This is a genomic window from Mycolicibacter sp. MU0083, assembly GCF_963378075.1.
GTDB lineage: Bacteria > Actinomycetota > Actinomycetes > Mycobacteriales > Mycobacteriaceae > Mycobacterium > Mycobacterium kokjensenii.
The window spans coordinates 658,528-678,412 of record NZ_OY726394.1 but is presented as its reverse complement, the minus strand read 5'-3'; the positions used below and the strand labels follow the sequence as shown (position 1 = coordinate 678,412).

At 68.8% G+C, this 19,885-nt stretch carries 12 protein-coding genes; 3 read left to right on the top strand and 9 right to left on the bottom strand.

From position 1 onward, the window contains the following. Positions 1-13: 13 nt before the first annotated feature. The 4 genes from RCP38_RS03170 to RCP38_RS03155 all read right to left on the bottom strand — a co-directional run bounded on the left by RCP38_RS03170 (position 14) and on the right by RCP38_RS03155 (position 10,605). Positions 14-3,964, bottom strand: a complete 3,951-nt coding sequence (locus RCP38_RS03170) for a DNA-directed RNA polymerase subunit beta' (protein ID WP_308475573.1) — start codon at positions 3,962-3,964, stop codon at positions 14-16. A gap of 58 nt (positions 3,965-4,022) precedes the next feature. After that, positions 4,023-7,553, bottom strand: coding sequence for a DNA-directed RNA polymerase subunit beta (rpoB, locus tag RCP38_RS03165; RefSeq protein ID WP_308475572.1), 3,531 nt, complete (start codon positions 7,551-7,553; stop codon positions 4,023-4,025). 383 nt (positions 7,554-7,936) lie between these two features. After that, positions 7,937-8,989, bottom strand: coding sequence for an ABC transporter ATP-binding protein (locus tag RCP38_RS03160; protein ID WP_308475571.1), 1,053 nt, complete (start codon positions 8,987-8,989; stop codon positions 7,937-7,939). Positions 8,990-9,084: 95 nt separating this feature from the next. Then, a complete protein-coding gene (locus RCP38_RS03155) occupies positions 9,085-10,605 on the bottom strand; it encodes a carotenoid oxygenase family protein (RefSeq protein WP_373692428.1) in 1,521 nt (506 codons plus the stop codon). Between the two features lie 61 nt (positions 10,606-10,666). On the opposite strand from RCP38_RS03155, the gene RCP38_RS03150 reads away from it, so the two are divergent. Further along, the gene (locus tag RCP38_RS03150) at positions 10,667-11,368 is read left to right on the top strand and encodes a TetR/AcrR family transcriptional regulator (RefSeq protein WP_308475570.1); all 702 of its coding nucleotides are present in this window, start codon (positions 10,667-10,669) and stop codon (positions 11,366-11,368) included. Positions 11,369-11,418: 50 nt separating this feature from the next. On the opposite strand, the gene rplL is transcribed toward RCP38_RS03150, so the two are convergent. From rplL to RCP38_RS03135, 3 genes are all read right to left on the bottom strand, one after another. Continuing rightward, positions 11,419-11,808, bottom strand: a complete 390-nt coding sequence (gene rplL / locus RCP38_RS03145) for a 50S ribosomal protein L7/L12 (RefSeq protein ID WP_308475569.1) — start codon at positions 11,806-11,808, stop codon at positions 11,419-11,421. A 55-nt stretch (positions 11,809-11,863) separates the two neighbouring features. Further along, entirely contained in the window at positions 11,864-12,478 is a 615-nt protein-coding gene (rplJ, locus tag RCP38_RS03140; RefSeq protein ID WP_308475568.1) for a 50S ribosomal protein L10, read from the bottom strand. Between the two features lie 244 nt (positions 12,479-12,722). Continuing rightward, entirely contained in the window at positions 12,723-13,145 is a 423-nt protein-coding gene (locus RCP38_RS03135; RefSeq protein ID WP_308475567.1) for an anthrone oxygenase family protein, read from the bottom strand. Between the two features lie 80 nt (positions 13,146-13,225). Here RCP38_RS03135 and RCP38_RS03130 point away from each other — a divergent pair, with 80 nt between their 5' ends. Both RCP38_RS03130 and RCP38_RS03125 read left to right on the top strand, forming a co-directional pair. Then, positions 13,226-13,549, top strand: coding sequence for a winged helix-turn-helix transcriptional regulator (locus tag RCP38_RS03130; protein ID WP_308475566.1), 324 nt, complete (start codon positions 13,226-13,228; stop codon positions 13,547-13,549). Positions 13,550-13,614: 65 nt separating this feature from the next. Continuing rightward, entirely contained in the window at positions 13,615-14,703 is a 1,089-nt protein-coding gene (locus RCP38_RS03125; RefSeq protein WP_308475565.1) for an NAD(P)H-dependent amine dehydrogenase family protein, read from the top strand. Positions 14,704-14,750: 47 nt separating this feature from the next. Here RCP38_RS03125 and RCP38_RS03120 read toward each other — a convergent pair whose 3' ends face one another. Both RCP38_RS03120 and RCP38_RS03115 read right to left on the bottom strand, forming a co-directional pair. Continuing rightward, positions 14,751-15,665 carry an ROK family protein gene (locus RCP38_RS03120; protein ID WP_308475564.1) on the bottom strand — a complete coding sequence of 305 codons (915 nt, stop codon included), beginning with the start codon at positions 15,663-15,665 and terminating at the stop codon, positions 14,751-14,753. After that, a complete protein-coding gene (locus RCP38_RS03115; protein WP_308477036.1) occupies positions 15,665-19,846 on the bottom strand; it encodes a glycoside hydrolase family 38 N-terminal domain-containing protein in 4,182 nt (1,393 codons plus the stop codon). Before RCP38_RS03115 ends, RCP38_RS03120 begins: the two co-directional genes overlap by 1 nt. Positions 19,847-19,885: the final 39 nt, after the last annotated feature.

The window sequence follows — 19,885 nt, the reverse complement described above, 5'->3', positions numbered from 1 at the left end:
CTCTCGTCTGTGACTAGCGGTAGTCGCTGTACCCGTAGTCGTCCAGCGGCACCGCGGCACCGGTGGCGGCACCGAAGTCCGGGCTGTAGTACTGATCCTCGTAGGACGGGATCGTGTACGCAGCGGCCCGGGCCTCCTCGGTGGGCTGCACCGCGATGTTGCGGTACCGGTTGATTCCGGTGCCGGCCGGGATCAGCTTGCCGATGATCACGTTCTCCTTCAGGCCCTGCAGCTTGTCGCTGCGGCAGTTGATCGCCGCATCGGTCAGCACGCGGGTGGTCTCCTGGAAGGAGGCCGCCGACAACCACGAGTCGGTGGCCAGCGACGCCTTGGTGATACCCATCAGCACCGGACGGCCCGCCGCGGGCTCGCCGCCCTCGGCGACGACCCGACGGTTCTCGGTCTCGAACTCGGCCCGCTCGGTCAGCGAACCGGGCAGGAACTCCGTGGCACCCGAGTCGATGATGGTCACCCTGCGCAGCATCTGCCGGACGATCACCTCGATGTGCTTGTCGTGGATCGACACACCCTGGGCCCGGTAGACCTGCTGGACCTCGTTGACCAGGTGGATCTGCACCTCGCGGGGGCCCTGCACACGCAGCACCTCGTGCGGGTCCGCCGAGCCCTCCATGAGCTGTTGGCCGACCTCGACGTGGTCACCGTCGGCCAGCAACCGCTCCGAGCCGTCCTCGTGCTTGAACACCCGCAGGCGCTGACGCTTGGGGAGCTTGTCGTAGACCACTTCCTCGCCACCGTCGTCCGGCACGATCGTGATCTTGTAGAACTTCTCGCCCTCTTCGAGCTGCACCCGTCCGGCGACGTCGGCGATCGGCGCCTTGCCGCGCGGGATACGCGCCTCGAACAGCTCCTGCACACGCGGCAGACCGCCGGTGATGTCGTCACCGACACCACCCTGGTGGAAGGTACGCATGGTCAGCTGGGTACCGGGCTCACCGATGGACTGCGCGGCGACGATGCCGACGGCCTCACCGATATCGACCAGCTTGCCGGTGGCCATCGAGCGGCCGTAGCAGGTGGCACACACGCCGGTACCGGTGGCGCAGGTCAGCACCGAACGCACCTTGACCTGCGAGATACCGGCCGCCAGCGCCGCTTCGATCGCCGGGTCGCCCAGGTCGTGGCCACGCTCGACCACGACGTTGCCCTTGGCGTCCGCCGCGTCGACCGCCAACGTACGGGCGTACGCCGAGGTCTCGATGAACGGGTTGCGGATCAGCGATCCGTCGGCCTGGACCTCCGCCAGCTCGACCATGATGCCCCGCTCGGTGCCGCAGTCGTGCTCGCGCACGATCACGTCCTGGCTGACGTCGACCAGACGACGCGTCAGGTAACCCGAGTCAGCGGTACGAAGAGCGGTGTCCGCCAAGCCCTTACGGGCACCGTGGGTGTTGATGAAGTACTCCAGCACGGTCAGGCCCTCACGGAACGAGGACTTGATCGGACGCGGGATGAACTCACCCTTGGGGTTGGTCACCAGACCCTTCATGCCGGCCAGCGTCCGGGTCTGGGTGAAGTTACCCGTCGCACCGGAGTCGACGATCGTGATGATCGGGTTGTCGCTCGGGTAGTGGTCACGCAGCGCCTGACCCACTTCCTCGGTGGCTTCCTTCCAGATCTCCACCAGCGCCTCGTTGCGCTCTTCGCGGTTGAGGGCACCACGCTGGAACTGCTTCTCCAGCTTGTCGGCACGCTCCTCGTAGGAGTCGAGGATCTCCTTCTTGCGCGGCGGCACCAGCACGTCGGCCATCGAGACCGTGACACCCGAACGCGTGGCCCAGTAGAAGCCGGCGTCCTTGAGCTTGTCGACGGTCTGGGCGACCACGATCATCGGGTAGCGCTCGGCCAGGTCGTTGATGATGACGGCCTGAACCTTCTTGTGCATCTGCTTGTTCACGAACGGGTACCCGGTGGGCAGCAGTTCGTTGAACATCACCCGGCCCAGCGTGGTCTCGGCGGTCCAGGCGTTGCCCGGGCGCCAACCGTTCTCGCCGAACAGCTCGGTCTCCAGCTCGGCCGGCGGCCGCAGCTGGTCGACACGCACCTTGATCCGGGCCCGCACACTCAGCGAACCGCGGTCGACGGCCATGATCGCCTCGGCCGGCGAGGAGTACACACCGGTCTCCGCGGAGTCCTTGGTGGCCGGGGTGAACTCGCCTGTGTCACCTTCGATCTCGGTGGTCAGGTAGTACAGACCGGTCACCATGTCCAGACGCGGCATGGCCAGCGGCCGACCCGAAGCCGGCGACAGGATGTTGTTACTCGACAGCATCAGGATGCGGGCCTCGGCCTGCGCCTCGGCGCTCAGCGGTAGGTGCACGGCCATCTGGTCACCGTCGAAGTCGGCGTTGAAGGCCTCACACACCAGCGGGTGCAGCTGAATAGCCTTGCCCTCCACCAGCTGCGGCTCGAAGGCCTGGATACCCAGGCGGTGCAGGGTGGGTGCACGGTTGAGCAGCACCGGGTGCTCGGAGATGACCTCTTCGAGGACGTCCCACACCTGCGGACGCTGCCGCTCCACCATCCGCTTGGCGCTCTTGATGTTCTGCGCGTGGTTCAGGTCGACCAGACGCTTCATCACGAACGGCTTGAACAGCTCCAGCGCCATCAGCTTCGGCAGACCGCACTGGTGCAGCTTGAGCTGCGGGCCGACCACGATGACCGAACGGCCCGAGTAGTCGACACGCTTGCCGAGCAGGTTCTGCCGGAACCGGCCCTGCTTGCCCTTGAGCAGATCCGACAGCGACTTCAGCGGACGGTTGCCCGGACCGGTGACCGGCCGGCCACGACGACCGTTGTCGAACAGCGCGTCGACGGACTCCTGCAGCATCCGCTTCTCGTTGTTGACGATGATCTCGGGGGCGCCGAGGTCGATCAGTCGCTTGAGGCGGTTGTTGCGGTTGATGACCCGGCGGTACAGGTCGTTGAGGTCGCTGGTGGCGAACCGGCCACCGTCGAGCTGCACCATCGGCCGCAGCTCCGGCGGGATCACCGGCACGGCGTCGAGCACCATGCCCATCGGGGAGTTGCCCGACTGCTGGAATGCGGCGACCACCTTGAGACGCTTGAGGGCGCGAAGCTTCTTCTGCCCCTTGCCGTTCTTGATGATGTCGCGCAGCGACTCCGCCTCGGCGTCGATGTCGAAGGTCTCGATCAGCTTCTGGATCGACTCGGCACCCATCGCACCGGTGAAGTACTCGCCGTAGCGGTCCACCAGCTCGCGGTAGACGGTCTCGTCGACGATCAGCTGCTTGGGAGCCAACTTGACGAAGGTGTCCCAGATGTTCTCCAGGCGGTCCAGCTCACGCTGGGCACGGTCACGCAGCTGACGCATCTCGCGCTCGCCGCCGTCGCGAACCTTGCGGCGCACATCGGCTTTCGCACCTTCGGCCTCCAGCTCGGCCAGGTCGGCCTCGAGCTTCTGGGCGCGGGCTTCCAGGTCGGCGTCGCGCTGGTCCTCGACGGCCTTCTTCTCGACGACCATCTCGGCTTCCAGCGTGGACAGCTCGTTGTGGCGCATCTCGGTGTCGACGCTGGTGATCACGTAGGCCGCGAAGTAGATGATCTTCTCGAGGTCCTTGGGCGCCAGGTCGAGCAGGTAGCCCAACCGCGACGGCACACCCTTGAAGTACCAGATGTGCGTGACCGGGGCGGCCAGTTCGATGTGGCCCATCCGCTCACGACGCACCTTGGCCCGGGTCACCTCGACGCCACAGCGCTCACAGATGATGCCCTTGAAGCGCACGCGCTTGTACTTGCCGCAGTAGCACTCCCAGTCGCGAGTCGGTCCGAAGATCTTCTCGCAGAACAGGCCGTCCTTTTCCGGCTTGAGCGTGCGGTAGTTGATGGTTTCCGGCTTCTTGACCTCACCGTAGGACCATTGCCGGATGTCTTCCGCGGTCGCCAGGCCGATGCGGAGCTCATCGAAGAAGTTGACGTCGAGCACGTAACTCCCTTTCCCCTTGCGGGTTTAGTAGCCAATAACTAGTCGAGGGTCAGGACAACTACGCGAGATCCTCGACCGAAGCGGATTCGTTGCGGGACAGGTTGATTCCCAGGTTCGCGGCAGCCCGCTCCAGGTCCTCGTCCTCACCTTCGCGCAGCTCGATCGCCGCACCGTCCTTCGCCAGCACCTCGACGTTGAGGCAGAGCGACTGGAGCTCCTTGAGCAACACCTTGAACGACTCGGGAATACCCGGCTCGGGGATGTTCTCGCCCTTGACGATGGCCTCGTAGACCTTGACGCGCCCGACGGTGTCGTCGGATTTGATCGTCAACAGCTCCTGCAGCGTGTACGCCGCACCGTAGGCCTGCATAGCCCAGCACTCCATCTCACCGAAGCGCTGGCCACCGAACTGCGCCTTACCACCGAGCGGCTGCTGGGTGATCATCGAGTACGGGCCGGTGGAGCGGGCGTGGATCTTGTCGTCCACCAAGTGGTGCAGCTTCAGGATGTACATGTAGCCGACGGTCACCGGGTACGGGAACGGCTCACCGGAGCGACCGTCGAACAGCATCGCCTTGCCGTCGCCGTTGACCATGACCTCGCCGTCGCGGTTGGCCAGCGTCGAGGACAGCAGCCCCTGCAGCTCCTCTTCCTGCGCGCCGTCGAACACCGGGGTCGCGGTGCGGGTGTCCGGGCCGGCCGAGTACAGCTCCTCGGGGAGCTTCTCGGCCCAGTCCGGCACGCCGGCCGCCACATCGATGTTCCAGCCGGTCTTGGCGATCCAGCCCAGGTGGGTCTCCAGGATCTGACCGATGTTCATACGACGCGGCACACCGTGGGTGTTCAAGATGATGTCGACCGGGGTGCCGTCCGGCAGGAACGGCATGTCCTCGACCGGCAGGATCTTGCCGATAACACCCTTGTTGCCGTGCCGGCCGGCCAGCTTGTCACCGTCGGAGATCTTGCGCTTCTGCGCGACGTAGACGCGCACCAGCTCGTTGACCCCGGCGGGCAGCTCGTCGTCGTCTTCGCGGGAGAACACCCGGATGCCGATGACCTTGCCGGACTCGCCGTGCGGCACCTTCAGCGAGGTGTCGCGGACCTCGCGGGCCTTCTCACCGAAGATCGCCCGCAGCAGCCGCTCCTCGGGGGTCAGCTCGGTCTCACCCTTGGGGGTCACCTTGCCGACCAGGATGTCACCGTCGCGGACCTCGGCGCCGATGCGGACGATGCCGCGCTCATCAAGATCGGCGAGGACTTCGTCCGAGACGTTCGGGATGTCCCGGGTGATCTCCTCGGCGCCCAGCTTGGTGTCGCGGGCGTCGATCTCGTGCTCCTCGATGTGGATCGAGGTCAGCACGTCCTCCTCGACCAGCCTGTTGGACAGGATGATCGCGTCCTCGTAGTTGTGACCCTCCCACGGCATGATCGCCACGAGCAGGTTCTTGCCCAGGGCCATCTCACCGTTGTCGGTGCACGGACCGTCGGCGATCACCTGGCCGGCCTCGACACGCTGCCCGGCGTCGACGATCGGACGCTGGTTGGCGCAGGTGCCGTGGTTGGACCGGTTGAACTTGCGCATCCGGTAGGTCTGCCGGGTGCCGTCGTCGGCCATCACCGTGACGTAGTCGGCGGACACCTCTTCGATGACACCGGTCTTGTCGGCGACGATCACGTCGCCGGCGTCGATCGCGGCACGCAGTTCCATGCCGGTACCCACCAGCGGCGCCTCGCTGCGCACCAGCGGAACCGCCTGACGCTGCATGTTGGCACCCATCAGGGCACGGTTGGCGTCGTCGTGCTCGAGGAACGGGATCATGGCCGTGGCCACCGACACCATCTGGCGCGGCGAGACGTCCATGTAGTCGACCTCGGACGACGACACGTACTCGACCTCGCCGCCCTTACGGCGGACCAGCACGCGCTCCTCGGTGAAGCGGCCGTCGGCCTCCAGCGGCGAGTTGGCCTGCGCCACGATGTGGCGGTCCTCCTCGTCGGCGGTCAGGTACTCGATGTCGTCGCTGACCACACCGTCGTTGACCTTGCGGTACGGCGTCTCGATGAACCCGAACGGGTTGACCCGCGCATACACCGACAGCGACCCGATCAGACCGATGTTCGGGCCTTCCGGGGTCTCGATCGGACACATCCGGCCGTAGTGGCTCGGGTGCACGTCACGGACTTCCAGGCCGGCCCGCTCGCGGGACAGACCACCGGGCCCCAGCGCCGACAGACGACGCTTGTGGGTCAGACCCGACAGCGGGTTGTTCTGGTCCATGAACTGGGAGAGCTGGCTGGTGCCGAAGAACTCCTTGATGGCGGCGACCACCGGGCGGATGTTGATCAGGGTCTGCGGCGTGATGGCCTCGACGTCCTGGGTGGTCATCCGCTCGCGGACCACGCGCTCCATCCGGGACAGACCGACCCGGATCTGGTTCTGGATCAGCTCGCCGACGGTACGCAGCCGGCGGTTACCGAAGTGGTCGATGTCGTCGACCTCGACGGGAACCTCGACGCCGCCGGGCACCGTCATGGTGACCGAGACGCCGTCCTGAGCGGCCTGGTGCAGACGCACCAGGTACTCGATGGTGGCCACGATGTCCTCTTCGGTCAGCGTGGTCGGCTGCGACTCACCCGGGTTGGCGGTCAGGCCCAGCTTCTTGTTGATCTTGTAGCGGCCGACCCGCGCCAGGTCGTAGCGCTTCTCCTTGAAGAACAGGTTCTCCAGCAGTGCCTGCGCGGACTCCTTGGTGGGGGGCTCGCCCGGACGCAGCTTGCGGTAGATGTCCAGCAGCGCTTCGTCGGGGCTGGCGGCGTTGTCCTTCTCCAGCGTCGACATCATGATCTCGGAGAAGCCGAACCGCTCGCGGATCTGCTCGGAGGTCCAGCCCAGCGCCTTGAGCAGGATGGTGACCGGCTGGCGGCGCTTACGGTCGATCCGGACGCCGACCAGGTCGCGCTTGTCGACGTCGAACTCCAGCCAGGCACCGCGGCCGGGGATCACCTTGACCGAGTGCAGCGTCTTCTCGGTCGACTTGTCGATGTTGGCGTCGAAGTACACGCCCGGCGAACGCACCAGCTGGGAGACGACGACACGCTCGGTGCCGTTGATGATGAAGGTGCCCTTCTCGGTCATCATCGGGAAGTCACCCATGAACACCGTCTGGCTCTTGATCTCGCCGGTGTTGTTGTTGATGAATTCCGCGGTGACGAACAGCGGCGCCGCATACGTCATGTCCTTGTCGCGGCATTCCTCCACCGCGGCCTTGACGTCGTCGAACCGGGGGTCGGAGAACGACAGCGACATCGAGCCGGAGAAGTCCTCGATCGGGGAGAGCTCCTCGAGCACCTCCTCGAGACCACCCTTGGGCGCGGCACCGGTCTGCTGCGTCATCTTCTCGCGCCATTCCGGCGCCCCGATCAGCCACTGGAACGAGTCGGTCTGCACGTCGAGCAGACCCGGAACCTCGAGGGGTTCACGCAGCTTGGCGAAGGAGACCCGGTTCGGGGCCCCGGGGACGGAACTATTGGGAGAATTCTGGTTCGTCTTGCTCTGGCGGGAGACTGCCAAGATGCGTCCTTCCAGCACCTAATGCGGCCAGCGGATTCCGGTTCTCACCGGGCCCCGTTCGCTGCGAATATCGACCGTTGGTTCGGCTGGCGAACGCTCTGTCCGGTCTCACGCACAGCCAAAACACGGCGTCACAAGCCTGAAACGAGCCAACAAACGCGACTCAAGCTGGTACTGCGGTGTCAGATGCGGGTAAGGGATGGGCAGGAGGAAGCCAGCGCAACGTCCAACAATAGCGCAGGCTCACGCAATCCTCAACTGCCGCGACCGGGGGCCCCTGTCCGATGCCGACCCGGCCTCCGCCGGACTCCCCGCACGTGTGCTGCTGAACAGATTGGACCGTTTACGTCCGTCCGTCAAGAGCTGACACGGCTTGGAACCGGCATCGTCGAGGCGCGGGCTCAGCCCTGGGACGTCGGGAGGGACGCGGTGGGAGCCTCTTCGTCCGCGGGGAACTCGTGCACCGCGTACTTGTGGGTGCCCTCCAGCTCGTCGCGGATGGCGGCCTGGGCGTTGGGCGGCAGGGTGTGCAGGATCTCGCGCACCCGGGCCTGACGCCGACCGACGGCCTTGCGCTCCGGCAGGCCGGGGGTCGCGCTCAGCTGCGGCGGCACGCCCTCGATCTCCTCGACGCCGCCGTCGCTCTGGCCGGCCGCGATCATCGCTTCCTCGGCCGCGGCGGTCGCCTGGTCCTTCTCCTCGGACATGCCGATCGGGCCGATCCGGCGCCCGTTGAGGAACTGGCGCACCACCGGCTCGTCGGAGGTCAGCAGCACCTCGCGCGGCCCGAACATCACCAGCTCCTTGCGGAACAGCATGCCGATGTTGTCCGGCACGGTGCGGGCGATGTTGATGTTGTGCGTCACGATCAGGATGGTGGCGTCGATCTGCGCGTTGATGTCGATCAGCAGCTGGCTCAGGTACGCGGTACGGACCGGGTCCAGACCGGAGTCCGGCTCGTCGCAGAGGATGATCTGCGGGTCGAGGACCAGGGCGCGGGCCAGGCCGGCACGCTTGCGCATACCGCCGGAGATCTCGCCGGGGAACTTGTAGCCGTCGTTGGGCATACCGACCATCTCGAGCTTCTCCATGACGATGTCACGGATTTCCTTCTCGGACTTCTTGGTGTGCTCACGCAGCGGGAAGGCGGTGTTGTCGTAGATGTTCATCGACCCGAACAGGGCGCCGTCCTGGAACAGCACACCGAACAGGGTGCGGATCTCGTAGAGCTCCTTGGCGGAGCACTGCAGGATGTCGGTGCCGTCGATGGTGATCGAGCCGCGCTCGGGGCGCAGCAGGCCGATCAACGACTTCAGGAACACGGATTTACCGGTACCGGAGGGTCCCAGCAGAACGCTGACCTCGCCCTTGGGAATGGTCATGGTGACGTCTTCCCAAATTCGGGCCGCTCCGAACGACTTGGTAAGCCCCTGTACCTCGATGGCGACACCCATTAGTGAGGTCCTTCCGCAACGTCTGGTGATGCCACGACTGGCTTGTGGCTTGGGCCACTGTAGCGCACAGGTGCGATGTGTATCGTCGGTCCGCCTCAGTCGACAGGTGTCCAATTGCCGTGGAAGCCCATCGGAACCCGTTGCGGCAGGTGCACGGTGGCCACCGCCTCACAGGTGGCGGCGTCCAGGATGACCAATTGGCCCTCGTCGTCGCCGCGGTGGTAACCCATCCCGATCAGGATGCCGTCGTCCTCGGCCGGGTCCTCGGTCGGGCCCCCCGGCCTGGGCACGAACGACATCTCCCCCAGCACCAATCGGGGATCCAGCGGTGCGGTGATGCTGGTACCGGTCCGGTAGTCGTGTTTGTAGAGCGCGGTCGACATCGGCGTCCGGTCCCCGCCGACGAAGCCGCCGTTGATGCCGACGGCGTAGCCGAAGCGGTGTTTGGCCCCCAGCAGCGATTCGTTGATCCGGGGGAACTCCTGCGGCCGGTCGTCGCGGCCCTCGGTGCTGACCGCGCCGGTGTCGAGGTTGATCGTCCAGCGGTGCAGTGCCGGCGGGGCGTCGCCGGGACCGCGGCGGTCGGCGTCGAACACCTTGTCGTAACGCACCACGTCGAGTATCAGCAGTTCCTGACCGGTGGGCGAGACCTCGGAGTAGGCGTTGAGCGGATGGAAGACGTAGCAGGGCTCCACGTCGAACCACCGGACCTTCGGCTCCCCTTCCCGCGGCAGCACCCCGATCCGGGCCGGGTAGCCGGGGTTCCAGGCGTAGGGCAGCCCAGCGGCGGGCCGATCGTCGCGGTTGACCATCGCGACGACCGGGTCGGGCACCCGCACCCGTCCCACCAGCCTGCTCAGCACCCGTCCGGCCGGGGCCTTGAGCCAGCGCGGCATGCTCGCCGGCAGGACCTGTGCCGAATCGAAGGTGACCGGCAGGTCGTAGACCACCACGTACTTCTCCGTCAGCGAGAAGTCGTGCATCATCGGCGAGCCGGTGACCTCGATGTCGACGGTGCGCCGGGCCCGCCCGGCGGTGTCGATCACCGAGTACTGCACGGTGTTGCCGCGGGCGAAGGAGTAGGACACCGCGTGCAGCTCGCCGGTGGCGGGGTCGCGGTGCGGGTGCGCGGTGTAGCCGCCGGCCAGGGTGCCGTCGAAGTCGCAGGTACCGACCGTGTCGAGGTCCTCGGTGAGTTCGTAGTTGGCCACCCCGCCCTCGACCAGGGCGAGCGTCTTCCCGGCGTGGCCGAGCACGTTGGTGTTGGGGCCGACGGACTGCATTCCGGCGCGGATGTCGATGCGCTCCGGCCGTGGTTCGCCCAGTGCCGCGCAGACCGCGGGGGTGCGCACCCACCGGTTGCGGTACCAGTGCGCCCGGCCCTGCCCCAGCGCCACGCCGTGCACCATCGGGTCACCGGTGAACCAGTGATAGGTGGCGGGATCGACCGCGGCGACCGGGTTGGGCCCGTTGCGCAGGTAGCGGCCGTCGAGGTAGTCCGGGATCGTGCCGGTGACGCGCAGTTCGGTGACGGTCACCTCGGCGCCGACGGGGGCGAGGACGTCTTCGAGGTACGGGTTCCCCGGCGACGACGCGCGGGTGGTCTCGATGGTCATGCGAACCTCCCATAACGTTGTTATTTCATCGTTATGAGGACAGTACGCCGACTGTGCGACGATGGCAACCGTGACGTCGCAACCCGCGCGGACGGTTCGCGATGATCTGCTGGCCGCGGCACTGGACCTGCTCGACGAGCACGGGCCCGACGCCCTGCAGACCCGCAAGATCGCCGCCGCCGCGAACACCTCGACCATGGCCGTCTACACGCATTTCGGCGGAATGCCGCAGCTGATCGCGGCGGTCACCGACGAGGGCCTGCGGCAGTTCGAGGTGGCGCTGACGCTGACGCCCACCGAGGACCCGGTGGCGGATCTGCTGGCCACCGGGATCGCCTACCGCGATTTCGCGATCAGCCGACCGCACCTGTACCGATTGATGTTCGGCAGCACCAGCGCGCACGGCATCAACGCCCCGGCCCACAACATGCTCACCCTCGGTACCGCCCAGATCGACCTCGAGGTGCCCAGCTTCGCCCACGTGGTGCGCGGCGTACAGCGCGCGATGGCGGCCGGCCGACTCACGGTGACCGACGACGCCGGCGTGGTGGCCGCCGCGGCGCAGTTCTGGACGGTCATGCACGGCTTCATGATGTTGGAGCTGGCCGGGTTCTTCGGCGACGACACCGACAGCCTCACCGCGGCGGCACACGTGCTGAGCCCGATGACCCTGAGCCTGTTGGCCGCACTCGGCGACACCCCGGAGCGGGCCGCGCAGTCGCTGGCCGCGGCGGGCGCCCGGGCCCTACCCGCCCCCGAATAGCAGAAACCCCCGGAACCTCGCGGTTCCGGGGGTTTCGACCGTAAAACGAATTACTTGACGGTGACCGTGGCGCCGGCAGCCTCGAGCTTGGCCTTGGCGTCCTCGGCGGCCTCCTTGGCGACCTTCTCCAGCAGCGGCTTGGGGGCGCTGTCGACCAGGTCCTTGGCTTCCTTGAGGCCCAGGCCGGAGACGATCTCGCGGACCACCTTGATCACGCCGATCTTCTTCTCGCCGGCCGACTCCAGAATGACGTCGAACTCGGACTGCTCCTCGCCGGCCTCAGCGGCGGCGGGGGCGGCACCACCGGCGGCGGCGACGGCGACCGGAGCCGCAGCGGTGACGTCGAAGGTCTCTTCGAACTGCTTCACGAACTCCGAGAGCTCCAGCAGGGTCATCTCTTTGAAGACGTCGAGCAGCTCTTCGGTGGAAATTTTGGCCATGATTTCGGTCCTTTCTGATTCCGGTTAGGGAAGTTGGGTTTGGGGTTGTGCCGGATTATTCGGCGGCGTCGGCCGGAGCTTCGGCAGCTTCGGTCTCGGCGGGAGCCTCGGCCGCGGCCTCGGCGGGAGCTTCGGCCGCGGGGGCCGGTGCGGCCTCGGCGGGCTTCTTCTCCTGCAGGGCAGCCGCCAGGCGAGCCATCTGCGACGCCGGAGCGGCGAACAGACCGGCGGCCTTGGACAGGTTGCCCTTCATGGCACCGGCCAGCTTGGCCAGCAGCACCTCGCGCGACTCCAGGTCGGCGATGCGCTCGACTTCGGCGACGGACAGCGCGCGGCCGTCCATGTAGCCGCCCTTGACGATCAGCGCCTTGTTGTCCTTGGCGAACTTCTTGATGGCCTTGGCCGCGTCGACCGGTTCACCCTTGATGAACGCGATCGCGGTCGGGCCGGCGAAGAGCTCGTCGAGCCCCTCCATGCCGGCTTCCGCAGCCGCCAGTTTGACCAGGGTGTTCTTCGCCACCGCGTAGGTTGCCGAGTCGCCGAGCGAGCGCCGAAGCTCCGCCAGGTTCGCAACCGTCAGACCGCGGTACTCGGTGATCACGGTGGCGGTCGAGCCGTTGAACTGCTCGACGATCTCCGCGACGGCGGCGGTCTTGTCAGCCCGCGCCATGCATACCTCCTCGGTGTGGCTAGTACTTGTCTCAAGCGAGCCACCCGGGAAAAACGAACGCCCCGACGCAGGATGCGGTCGGGGCGGATATGCCGGCTGGGCCGGCGCCTCGTCCTCCTGCGTGGGCCGCCGGGATGTTTCCCGGACCTTCAGCCGATTACTCGGCAACCGACGGTCTTCGGTGGATCGTCACACACCATAGCCCGGCGAGGGCCGATCAGCCAAAACGCGCACCCGCCCCAATTCACCCCATGGCCAGCAGCACCCAGATCACCACCAGCACCGCGGCCCGCAATGCGTGCAGGCGATCCCAGCGTGCCGCGAGGTCCCGGGAGACGTCGCCGGGAGCCGACCATGCCGCGATGCGGTTGTTGATCGGCACCAGCACCGCGACGGTAGTCACGATCACCACCACCAGCAATGCCGCGGCAGCCCCGATGAGCCGACTGCGCGTCGTCACGCCCGCGGCCACCAGCAGCACGAAAGACGCGATGTACCAGAACGGCATCACCTTGCCCAGCAGTCGCGCACTTTCGCTTCGCACGGACCGAAAGCCGTCGTCGGGAAGGCGACCCGTGATCGGGTGCAGCACCGCGGCTACCGCGAACTCCACCCCCACCATCGGGCCCAGGACTGCCATGGCCATCGCCGCGAGATTCGTCACCATGGCGCCACCCTCCGCGCTATGCTGACAAAAAACAAGGTACTGACAACTTTGTCAGCGTACCTGCGGGGCTGGGAGCTGCGATGACGGTGGCAAAAAATGTGGCGAGTGCCTGCCCGATAGATGCCGCGCTCTCGGTGGTCGACGGACGCTGGAAGGGAACGATCCTGTGGCGGCTGAGCGATGGGCCGATGCGCACGGCGGAGCTGCGGCGCAGCATCCCGGGGATCAGTGAGCGGATGCTGATCCGCCATCTGCGCGAGTTGGTCGACGACGGGATCATCGACCGGCACGATGCCGGCACCGTGCCGCCGTGCGTGCACTATTCGATCTCGGCCTACGGCGCGACGCTCGGGCCGGTGCTGCAGGCACTGTGCGACTGGGGCCGCATCCACCTGTCCCGTTGACCGCACACCCCGGGCGGGTCCCTTCAGCTCCCGTGAGCCAACCAATCGCTTGCTAGGCTGCTGTGATGAACGCCACTATTCCGACCCTGGTCTGGGGTACCGGGAACGTCGGACGGCTGGCCATCCGCGCCGTCGCCGCCCATCCCGCACTCGAACTCGCCCACGTCGTCGTCCACGACCCGGCCAAGGTGGGCCGCGATGCCGGCGACCTCGGCGGACTCGGGCGCACAGTCGGAGTGACGGCGACCGACGACGCCGAAGCCGCCCTCGCCGCGGGACCCCGCGCTGTCGTCTATGCCGCCTCCGGCGACATCCGTCCCGACGACGCGCTGGCCGACGTCTGCCGCGCGATCCGCGCCGGCGCCGCCGTCGTCACACCGTCGCTCTACGCCCTCTACGACTACCGCAGCGCCCCACCCGAAATACGCACCCCGGTCGAGCAGGCCATCGCCGACGGCGGCGGGTCGTTGTTCGTCTCCGGCATCGACCCCGGCTGGGGCAACGACATCCTGCCGCTGCTCGTCAGCGGACTGGTCGCCCGCGTCGACGGGATCCGCTGCCAAGAGATCTTCGATTACACGACCTACGACCAGCCGGACTCCGTCCGCCACCTGGTCGGCATGGGACATCCGCTGGATTACCAGCCGCCGATGCTGATGGCGACCGTCCCCGCGATGGTGTGGGGAGGCCAGGTCCGGCTGATCGCCCGCGCGCTGGGCGTCGAACTGGACGACGTACGCGAGCACGTCGAACGCCGCGCCCTCGACACCACCGTCACGACCGCCGCGATGGGCGATTTCGAGGCGGGAACCCAAGGCGCCGTCCGATTCGAGGTCCAGGGCATCGTCGACGGTGAGCCGCGCATCGTCATCGAACACGTCACCCGCATTCACCCGTCCTGCGCGCCCGACTGGCCGCAACCGCCGGCCGGCGACGACGGCGCCCACCGCGTCATCATCGAAGGCAGCCCCCGGTTGCAGGTGACCGTCGAGGCCACCGAGAACGGCAACCGCTCCGAGGGCGGCAACGCCACCGCCGTGGGACGCATCGTCGGCGCCCTCGATTGGCTCGTCGATGCCGATCCCGGCCTGTACGACGCCCTCGACGTCCCGCTGCGCTGGATACCCGGCCGGACCTTCGGGGCCGCGCAGTGAACATCGACATCCCCGGTCGCCCGACGACACCGACCTACTAACCGGCCTCAGCCCAGGGTGGCCAGCACCGCGGCACCCACCAGGCCGGCCTCGCCACCCAACGCGGCGGGCTCCACCCGCAGCCCGGTTAGGAAGTCGATCCGGGCACGTTCGGCCAGCGCGGACCGCAGCGGGGCGAACAGCAGCTCTCCGGACTTCGCAACTCCCCCGCCGATCACCACCCGTTCCAGGTCGCAGACCGCGGCCACCGAGGCGATCATCACCGCCAGTGCGTCGGTGCCCCGGCGAAAGGCCTGCAGCGCCACCGGGTCGCCGGCTTCGGCGGCCTCGGCGAGCAGCTTGGCGTCGGCGTTCGCCCCGGCGGGCGCCCAGCCGTTGGCCAGCGCCCAGCGCACCATCGCCGGGCCGGAGGCGATGGTCTCCACACAACCGCGGCCACCGCATTTGCACCGCTGGCCGTCGGGATCGACGACGACGTGCCCGACGTGGCCGGCGTTGCCGGTGCGGCCGTGCAACGGCTCCCCGTCGAACACCAGTCCCCCGCCGACCCCGGTCGAGACCACCATGCCCAGCATGGCGCGCGTGCCGCGCCCGGCTCCGTACCGGTGTTCCCCGAGTGCCATGCAGACGCCGTCGCCGCCGAGGCGGACCGGTACCCCCGGCACCGCGGCGGCCACCCGCTCGCGCAGCGCGAAACCGCGCCAGCCGGGGATGTTGATCGGGCTGACCGTGCCGGCGTCGACGTCGACGGGCCCCGCCGAGCCGATCCCGACGGCGTCCACCGGGCCGTCGGCGCGCGCCAGCACCTCGTCGATCAACCCGGCCACCACCGCCCACACCACCTCGGCGTCTTGATCACCCCGGGTGGGCCTGGCGGTGGCGTGGCGCAGCGCGCCGTCGGCGTCGACCAGACCGGCGGCGATCTTGGTGCCACCGACATCGAGTGCGAGAACGACCGCCATCAGTCGAGCCCCTCCGTGCCGGGCGCGCGCACCGCCATGCGCACCGCCGTCGAATAGGCCAGCGCGCCGGCCCCACCGACCCGCACCAACGCCCACCAGGTGCCGGGCCGCGCCCACACCGGCGGGGCGATCTCGAAGCTCACCGGGACCCGGCCGCGGGCCGGCACCACCGCGCCCACCGCCGGCGGCCCGGCCCACTCCCAGGTGCCCCACGGGCTGACCAGGTGCGCCTCGACCGCCAGGTCGGCGTGCGCGTCGGTGCCGACGGTGACCGTCAGCCGCGCCGAGCGGCCCGCGGTCACCTCGACCGCCGACGGGTCGTCGAGGTAGAGCAGCCGGTCGTCACCGGGGTCGCCGACGCGCACCACGGCGACGTCTTCGACCGGTTGGCGCCAGGACGGCGGCAGGTCGCCGGTGAGGTCGAGCCGGGCGCGCAGCGGATACAGTCCCGGCGCGGTGCCGGCGGGCACCGTCACCGCCACCGGAACACTCCAGTGATCGCCGGCCGCCAGGCGCACCGGCTGCCGCCCCGGCGTCACCGCCCAGCCGGGCGGGCAGTGCCACGTCACCTCGCCGCACAGTTCGGCGTCGACAGCCGAGCCGGCCACCCCGAGCTGCAGGCTCAGCGACTCGCCCGGTGTGGCGTCGACCCGATGCGGCTGCAGTGTCGGGGTCACCGGCATTCCGCCCAGCGGCGCGGGCCCGCGGTTGTGCAGCCAGTAGCGGGCGTACAGCGGCTGGGCGGCCTCGGCTTCCGGGGCCAGCCCGGCTACCGGGCCGCCGGGCACCACCGGCTCGATGTCCAGCCGCGCGGTGACGGTGGCGACCTCGTAGCCGTGCAGCCGGCCCGGCTGCGGATGCGCCACCGGCTGCTCGAGCAGGTCGGCGCGGCCCGTCACGCGCACCCGGCCCAGGTCGCTGCGCAGGGTGACGGCGGTGTCGGCGCCGTCGGTCTCCACCAGCCGCAGCGTCGCGGTGGTGGGATCGACGGGGGCGGCACTGCCGCTCAGCAACGGGTTACCGGTCGGCTTGAGTGCCCCCAGCCCGACCCCGCCGGCGCTGTCGACCCGCAGCAGCGAACCGCGCGGCGGCAACGGCCCGGCGCCGCCGGTGACCGGGACGGCCCGCAGCGGGTCGGCGAATTCGGCGCTGCGGGCCGGCACGCCCGTCGCGCGCCAGTCGCCGTCGCCGGCCACCAGCGCGTAGTCGAAGGTGTGCGTCCAGTGCATCAGCTGGAAGGCGCTGCCGTCGGGCGCGGTGCGGCGCGGCTGGTCTTCCCAGGCCGCCGAAGGCCAGCTGGTGCAGGACCGCAGCAGCGCGGTGTGCAGTGTGCCCGCGGAATCCACCGCGAAGCTGGGGACGCCGCGGTTGAGCACCGCGACGGTGCGGGCTTCGAACGGCTGCATGCCCGCGGGGGCCTCTTGGTCCACGGTGATCTGCGCGTCGGCCAAATCGTCGACGAGCCGGGCGATCGCGGCGGCCAGTCCGTCGTCGTCGCGGGCGGCGATCACCAGCACCGGCAGGGCGCGCGGCCCGGTCAGGTCCGCGCCGGGAACCCAGACCCGGGTCAGCGGTTGCTCCGCGGGCACCCACAGTCGGGCGTGGCCGTCCCGGTCGATCCGCCGTTGCAGCTCGGCGGCATAGGCGGGATCCGCGGCCGCCAGCACCGCGCGGGTGAAGGCGTTGCGTTCGGGGCCGCCCAGGGTGATGCGGGTGTCGGGCAGGTTGGAGTCGACGGTGAGGTCGCCATAGCGGGGCCCGTCGTCGTGCGTGCAGGTGGCGGTCACGCCGGCACGCACCAACGCGACCATCAACTCGCGCGGCGCGGCCGGCCCGCCGGGGGCGACCACCTCGGCCACCGACATCGCCCGGACACCGTCGCCGACGTCGATCCTCGCGGTCGCGGACAGGCCGAACCAGCGGTGCGCGGGGGTGTCGAGGGTCCACGGATGCTGCGCGGTGTCCACCGATCGGCCGCTGGGCTCGTGCAGCAACGCGAAGCCGCGGCCGATCACGGCGTCGGCGACCTCGGCCACCGGCATGGCGCCGGGTATCGGGCACGGCCAGCGCAGCCGCAGCAGGTGGTCGGCTCCGGTGAACTCGTCGATGACGGTGGAGCAGTCCACCCGGTCCACGCCGTGCCACAGCGTCAGCGTCTGGGTGTAGGCCAGTACGCCGCGGATCCGCCCGGAGACCACCAGTCGCTCACCCAGCGGACCCCGGTAGGCCTGCACGGTCACGCCGGTGGCGACCTCGGAGGTGAACAGGTTGCCGCTGGGCACCAGATGCCACGGCCCTTCGCCGGACTGCGGGTGTTTGGGGTATTCGTCGTAGACGGCCAGCTGGTTGCCCAGGCCGCCGTCGACGATCATCTCCCGCCCGTCGTGCCGCCACGAGGTGATGCCGCCGCCGCGGGCCGGGTCGGCGGTCAACCGATGGTGTTCGTTGCCGATCACGGTGCCCGGTATCGGTTGCCAGCCCGACGCCTCGTCGGTGGGGATCAGCCGGTAGCTCGCCCAGCCCAGGGCGGGTACCCGGGCCGGCCAGCTGACCGTGTGGCCGCCGTGCTCGACGTGGGCGGGCAGTGCGGTGCCGTCGTCGGCCACCACCCGCACCCCGCCCGGCAGCGGCGTGCGCAGCCGCATCGTGACGACGTCGGCGCGGTCGTGGGCCACCGGGTTCCACACCACCGCGCGCGACCCGTCGGCGTCGCCTCCCACCAGTCCCGACAGCACCGTCAGCGCGGTGTCGCGGGCATCGGCGCCCAACTGCCAGGCGTCGCGCCAGCCGGTCAGCAGATCCAGGTAGACCTGATCGGCCTCCGATCCGGTGATGGCGTCGTGGTGGGCGCCGTAGGACAGTTGCGTCCACGCCTTGGCCAGTGCGGCCTGCGGGTAGGCCGCCCCGGTGAGCGCGGCGGCGAACAGCGCGAACCGCTCGGCGCCCAGGACCGCCTGTTCGGCCGCCCGGTTGGCCTGCTTGGTGTCGACGTAGGAGACGTGGCAGCCGGTGTAGATCGGGTTCATGTCGCGGGTCTGCGGCGACGGTGTCGCGCCGCGCCGGTCCAGTTCGGCACGCACCGCGGCGAAGAACTCACTCGGCACCGCGCAGACGAACCGCGGCCAGGTGTAGCGGGCGTTCCAGTCCCGGTGGATCGCGACGATCCACCGGTTCGGCGGGGTGAAGTCGGTGCCCACCGGCAGCAGCACGTTGCGGGTGGCGGCGACCTTCTTCAGGTCGGTGAACAGCCGGTAGACGTCGTCTTCTGCGTCGGCCAGCGTTTCTCGGGCGTCCATCCACCAGCCCGCCGCGTAGTGCGCCGGCATGTAGTGGGTCAGCAGGCCCCGGCCCGACGGCGCGATCCATTCGAACTCCGAGGCGAACTGCATGCGCGTGGGGTCGCCGCCGTCGGCCATCGGCCCCCACTGGTGGAACGGTCCCCGCGCCCAGGCGCTGGCGGACAGTCCGGCGTCGGCGGCCAGCCCGGGGAACTGCGGGTCGTGACCGAAGACGTCGAGCTGCCAGGCCGTCGCCGGATCGGCGCCCATGATGTCGCGCTGGAATCCGATCCCGGCCACCAGGTTGCGGATGGTGGTCTCGGCGTCGGTGAGGTTGGTCTGCGGTTCGTTGTAGCTGCCGCCCATCACCTCGACCCGGCCCTGGGCCATCAGCGCGCGCAGTTCGGCGCGATCGGCCGGATGGGTGTCCCAGTACGGCTTGAGGTAGTCGACCTCGGCGAGGACGAATTTGTACTCGGGGTGCTCGCGGGCCCAGTCCAGGTGGTCGCGCACCAGGTTGAAGCCGTTGGTCTGCCGGCACGCGCCGAGCGGGTTCTCGGTCCACACGCTGGTGTAGTTGGCCTGGGTGTTCCACCAGACCGGGTCGTAATGGAAGTGGCCGATCATGAACATCGTCCAGCCGGGTTCGGCCACGGTGAAGGTGAAGTCGGTGCCGTTGACCCGCGCGGCCCGCTGCGCACCGGGGACCGGGTCGGCGACGGTCACCGGGACCTCGACGGTGCCGCTGCCCGGTGCGGCGAGCACCTCCCCGGCCAGCCCGTCGCCGTCGATGCGGATCGGGGTCGGTTCGGCCGCGTCCCGGTAGGTCACCCGGGCCAGTTGCACGGGCGCATCGGCGGGCCCGACGAACTTCTCGGTCGATTCGGCCTCGAGGATTCGCATGGCGCCACCGTTCATGTCACCAACCTCCCAAACCTCCCC

Bases quoted from the DNA above. Each gene is read 5' to 3' on its own strand.
- RCP38_RS03135 (WP_308475567.1), bottom strand. From the start codon at position 13,145: ATGGTGACGAATCTCGCGGCGATGGCCATGGCAGTCCTGGGCCCGATG.
- RCP38_RS03160 (WP_308475571.1), bottom strand. From the start codon at position 8,989: ATGGGTGTCGCCATCGAGGTACAGGGGCTTACCAAGTCGTTCGGAGCG.
- rplJ (WP_308475568.1), bottom strand. From the start codon at position 12,478: ATGGCGCGGGCTGACAAGACCGCCGCCGTCGCGGAGATCGTCGAGCAG.
- RCP38_RS03125 (WP_308475565.1), top strand. From the start codon at position 13,615: ATGAACGCCACTATTCCGACCCTGGTCTGGGGTACCGGGAACGTCGGA.
- RCP38_RS03120 (WP_308475564.1), bottom strand. From the start codon at position 15,665: ATGGCGGTCGTTCTCGCACTCGATGTCGGTGGCACCAAGATCGCCGCC.
- RCP38_RS03155 (WP_373692428.1), bottom strand. From the start codon at position 10,605: ATGACCATCGAGACCACCCGCGCGTCGTCGCCGGGGAACCCGTACCTC.
- rplL (WP_308475569.1), bottom strand. From the start codon at position 11,808: ATGGCCAAAATTTCCACCGAAGAGCTGCTCGACGTCTTCAAAGAGATG.
- RCP38_RS03130 (WP_308475566.1), top strand. From the start codon at position 13,226: ATGACGGTGGCAAAAAATGTGGCGAGTGCCTGCCCGATAGATGCCGCG.
- RCP38_RS03115 (WP_308477036.1), bottom strand. From the start codon at position 19,846: ATGCGAATCCTCGAGGCCGAATCGACCGAGAAGTTCGTCGGGCCCGCC.
- RCP38_RS03150 (WP_308475570.1), top strand. From the start codon at position 10,667: ATGGCAACCGTGACGTCGCAACCCGCGCGGACGGTTCGCGATGATCTG.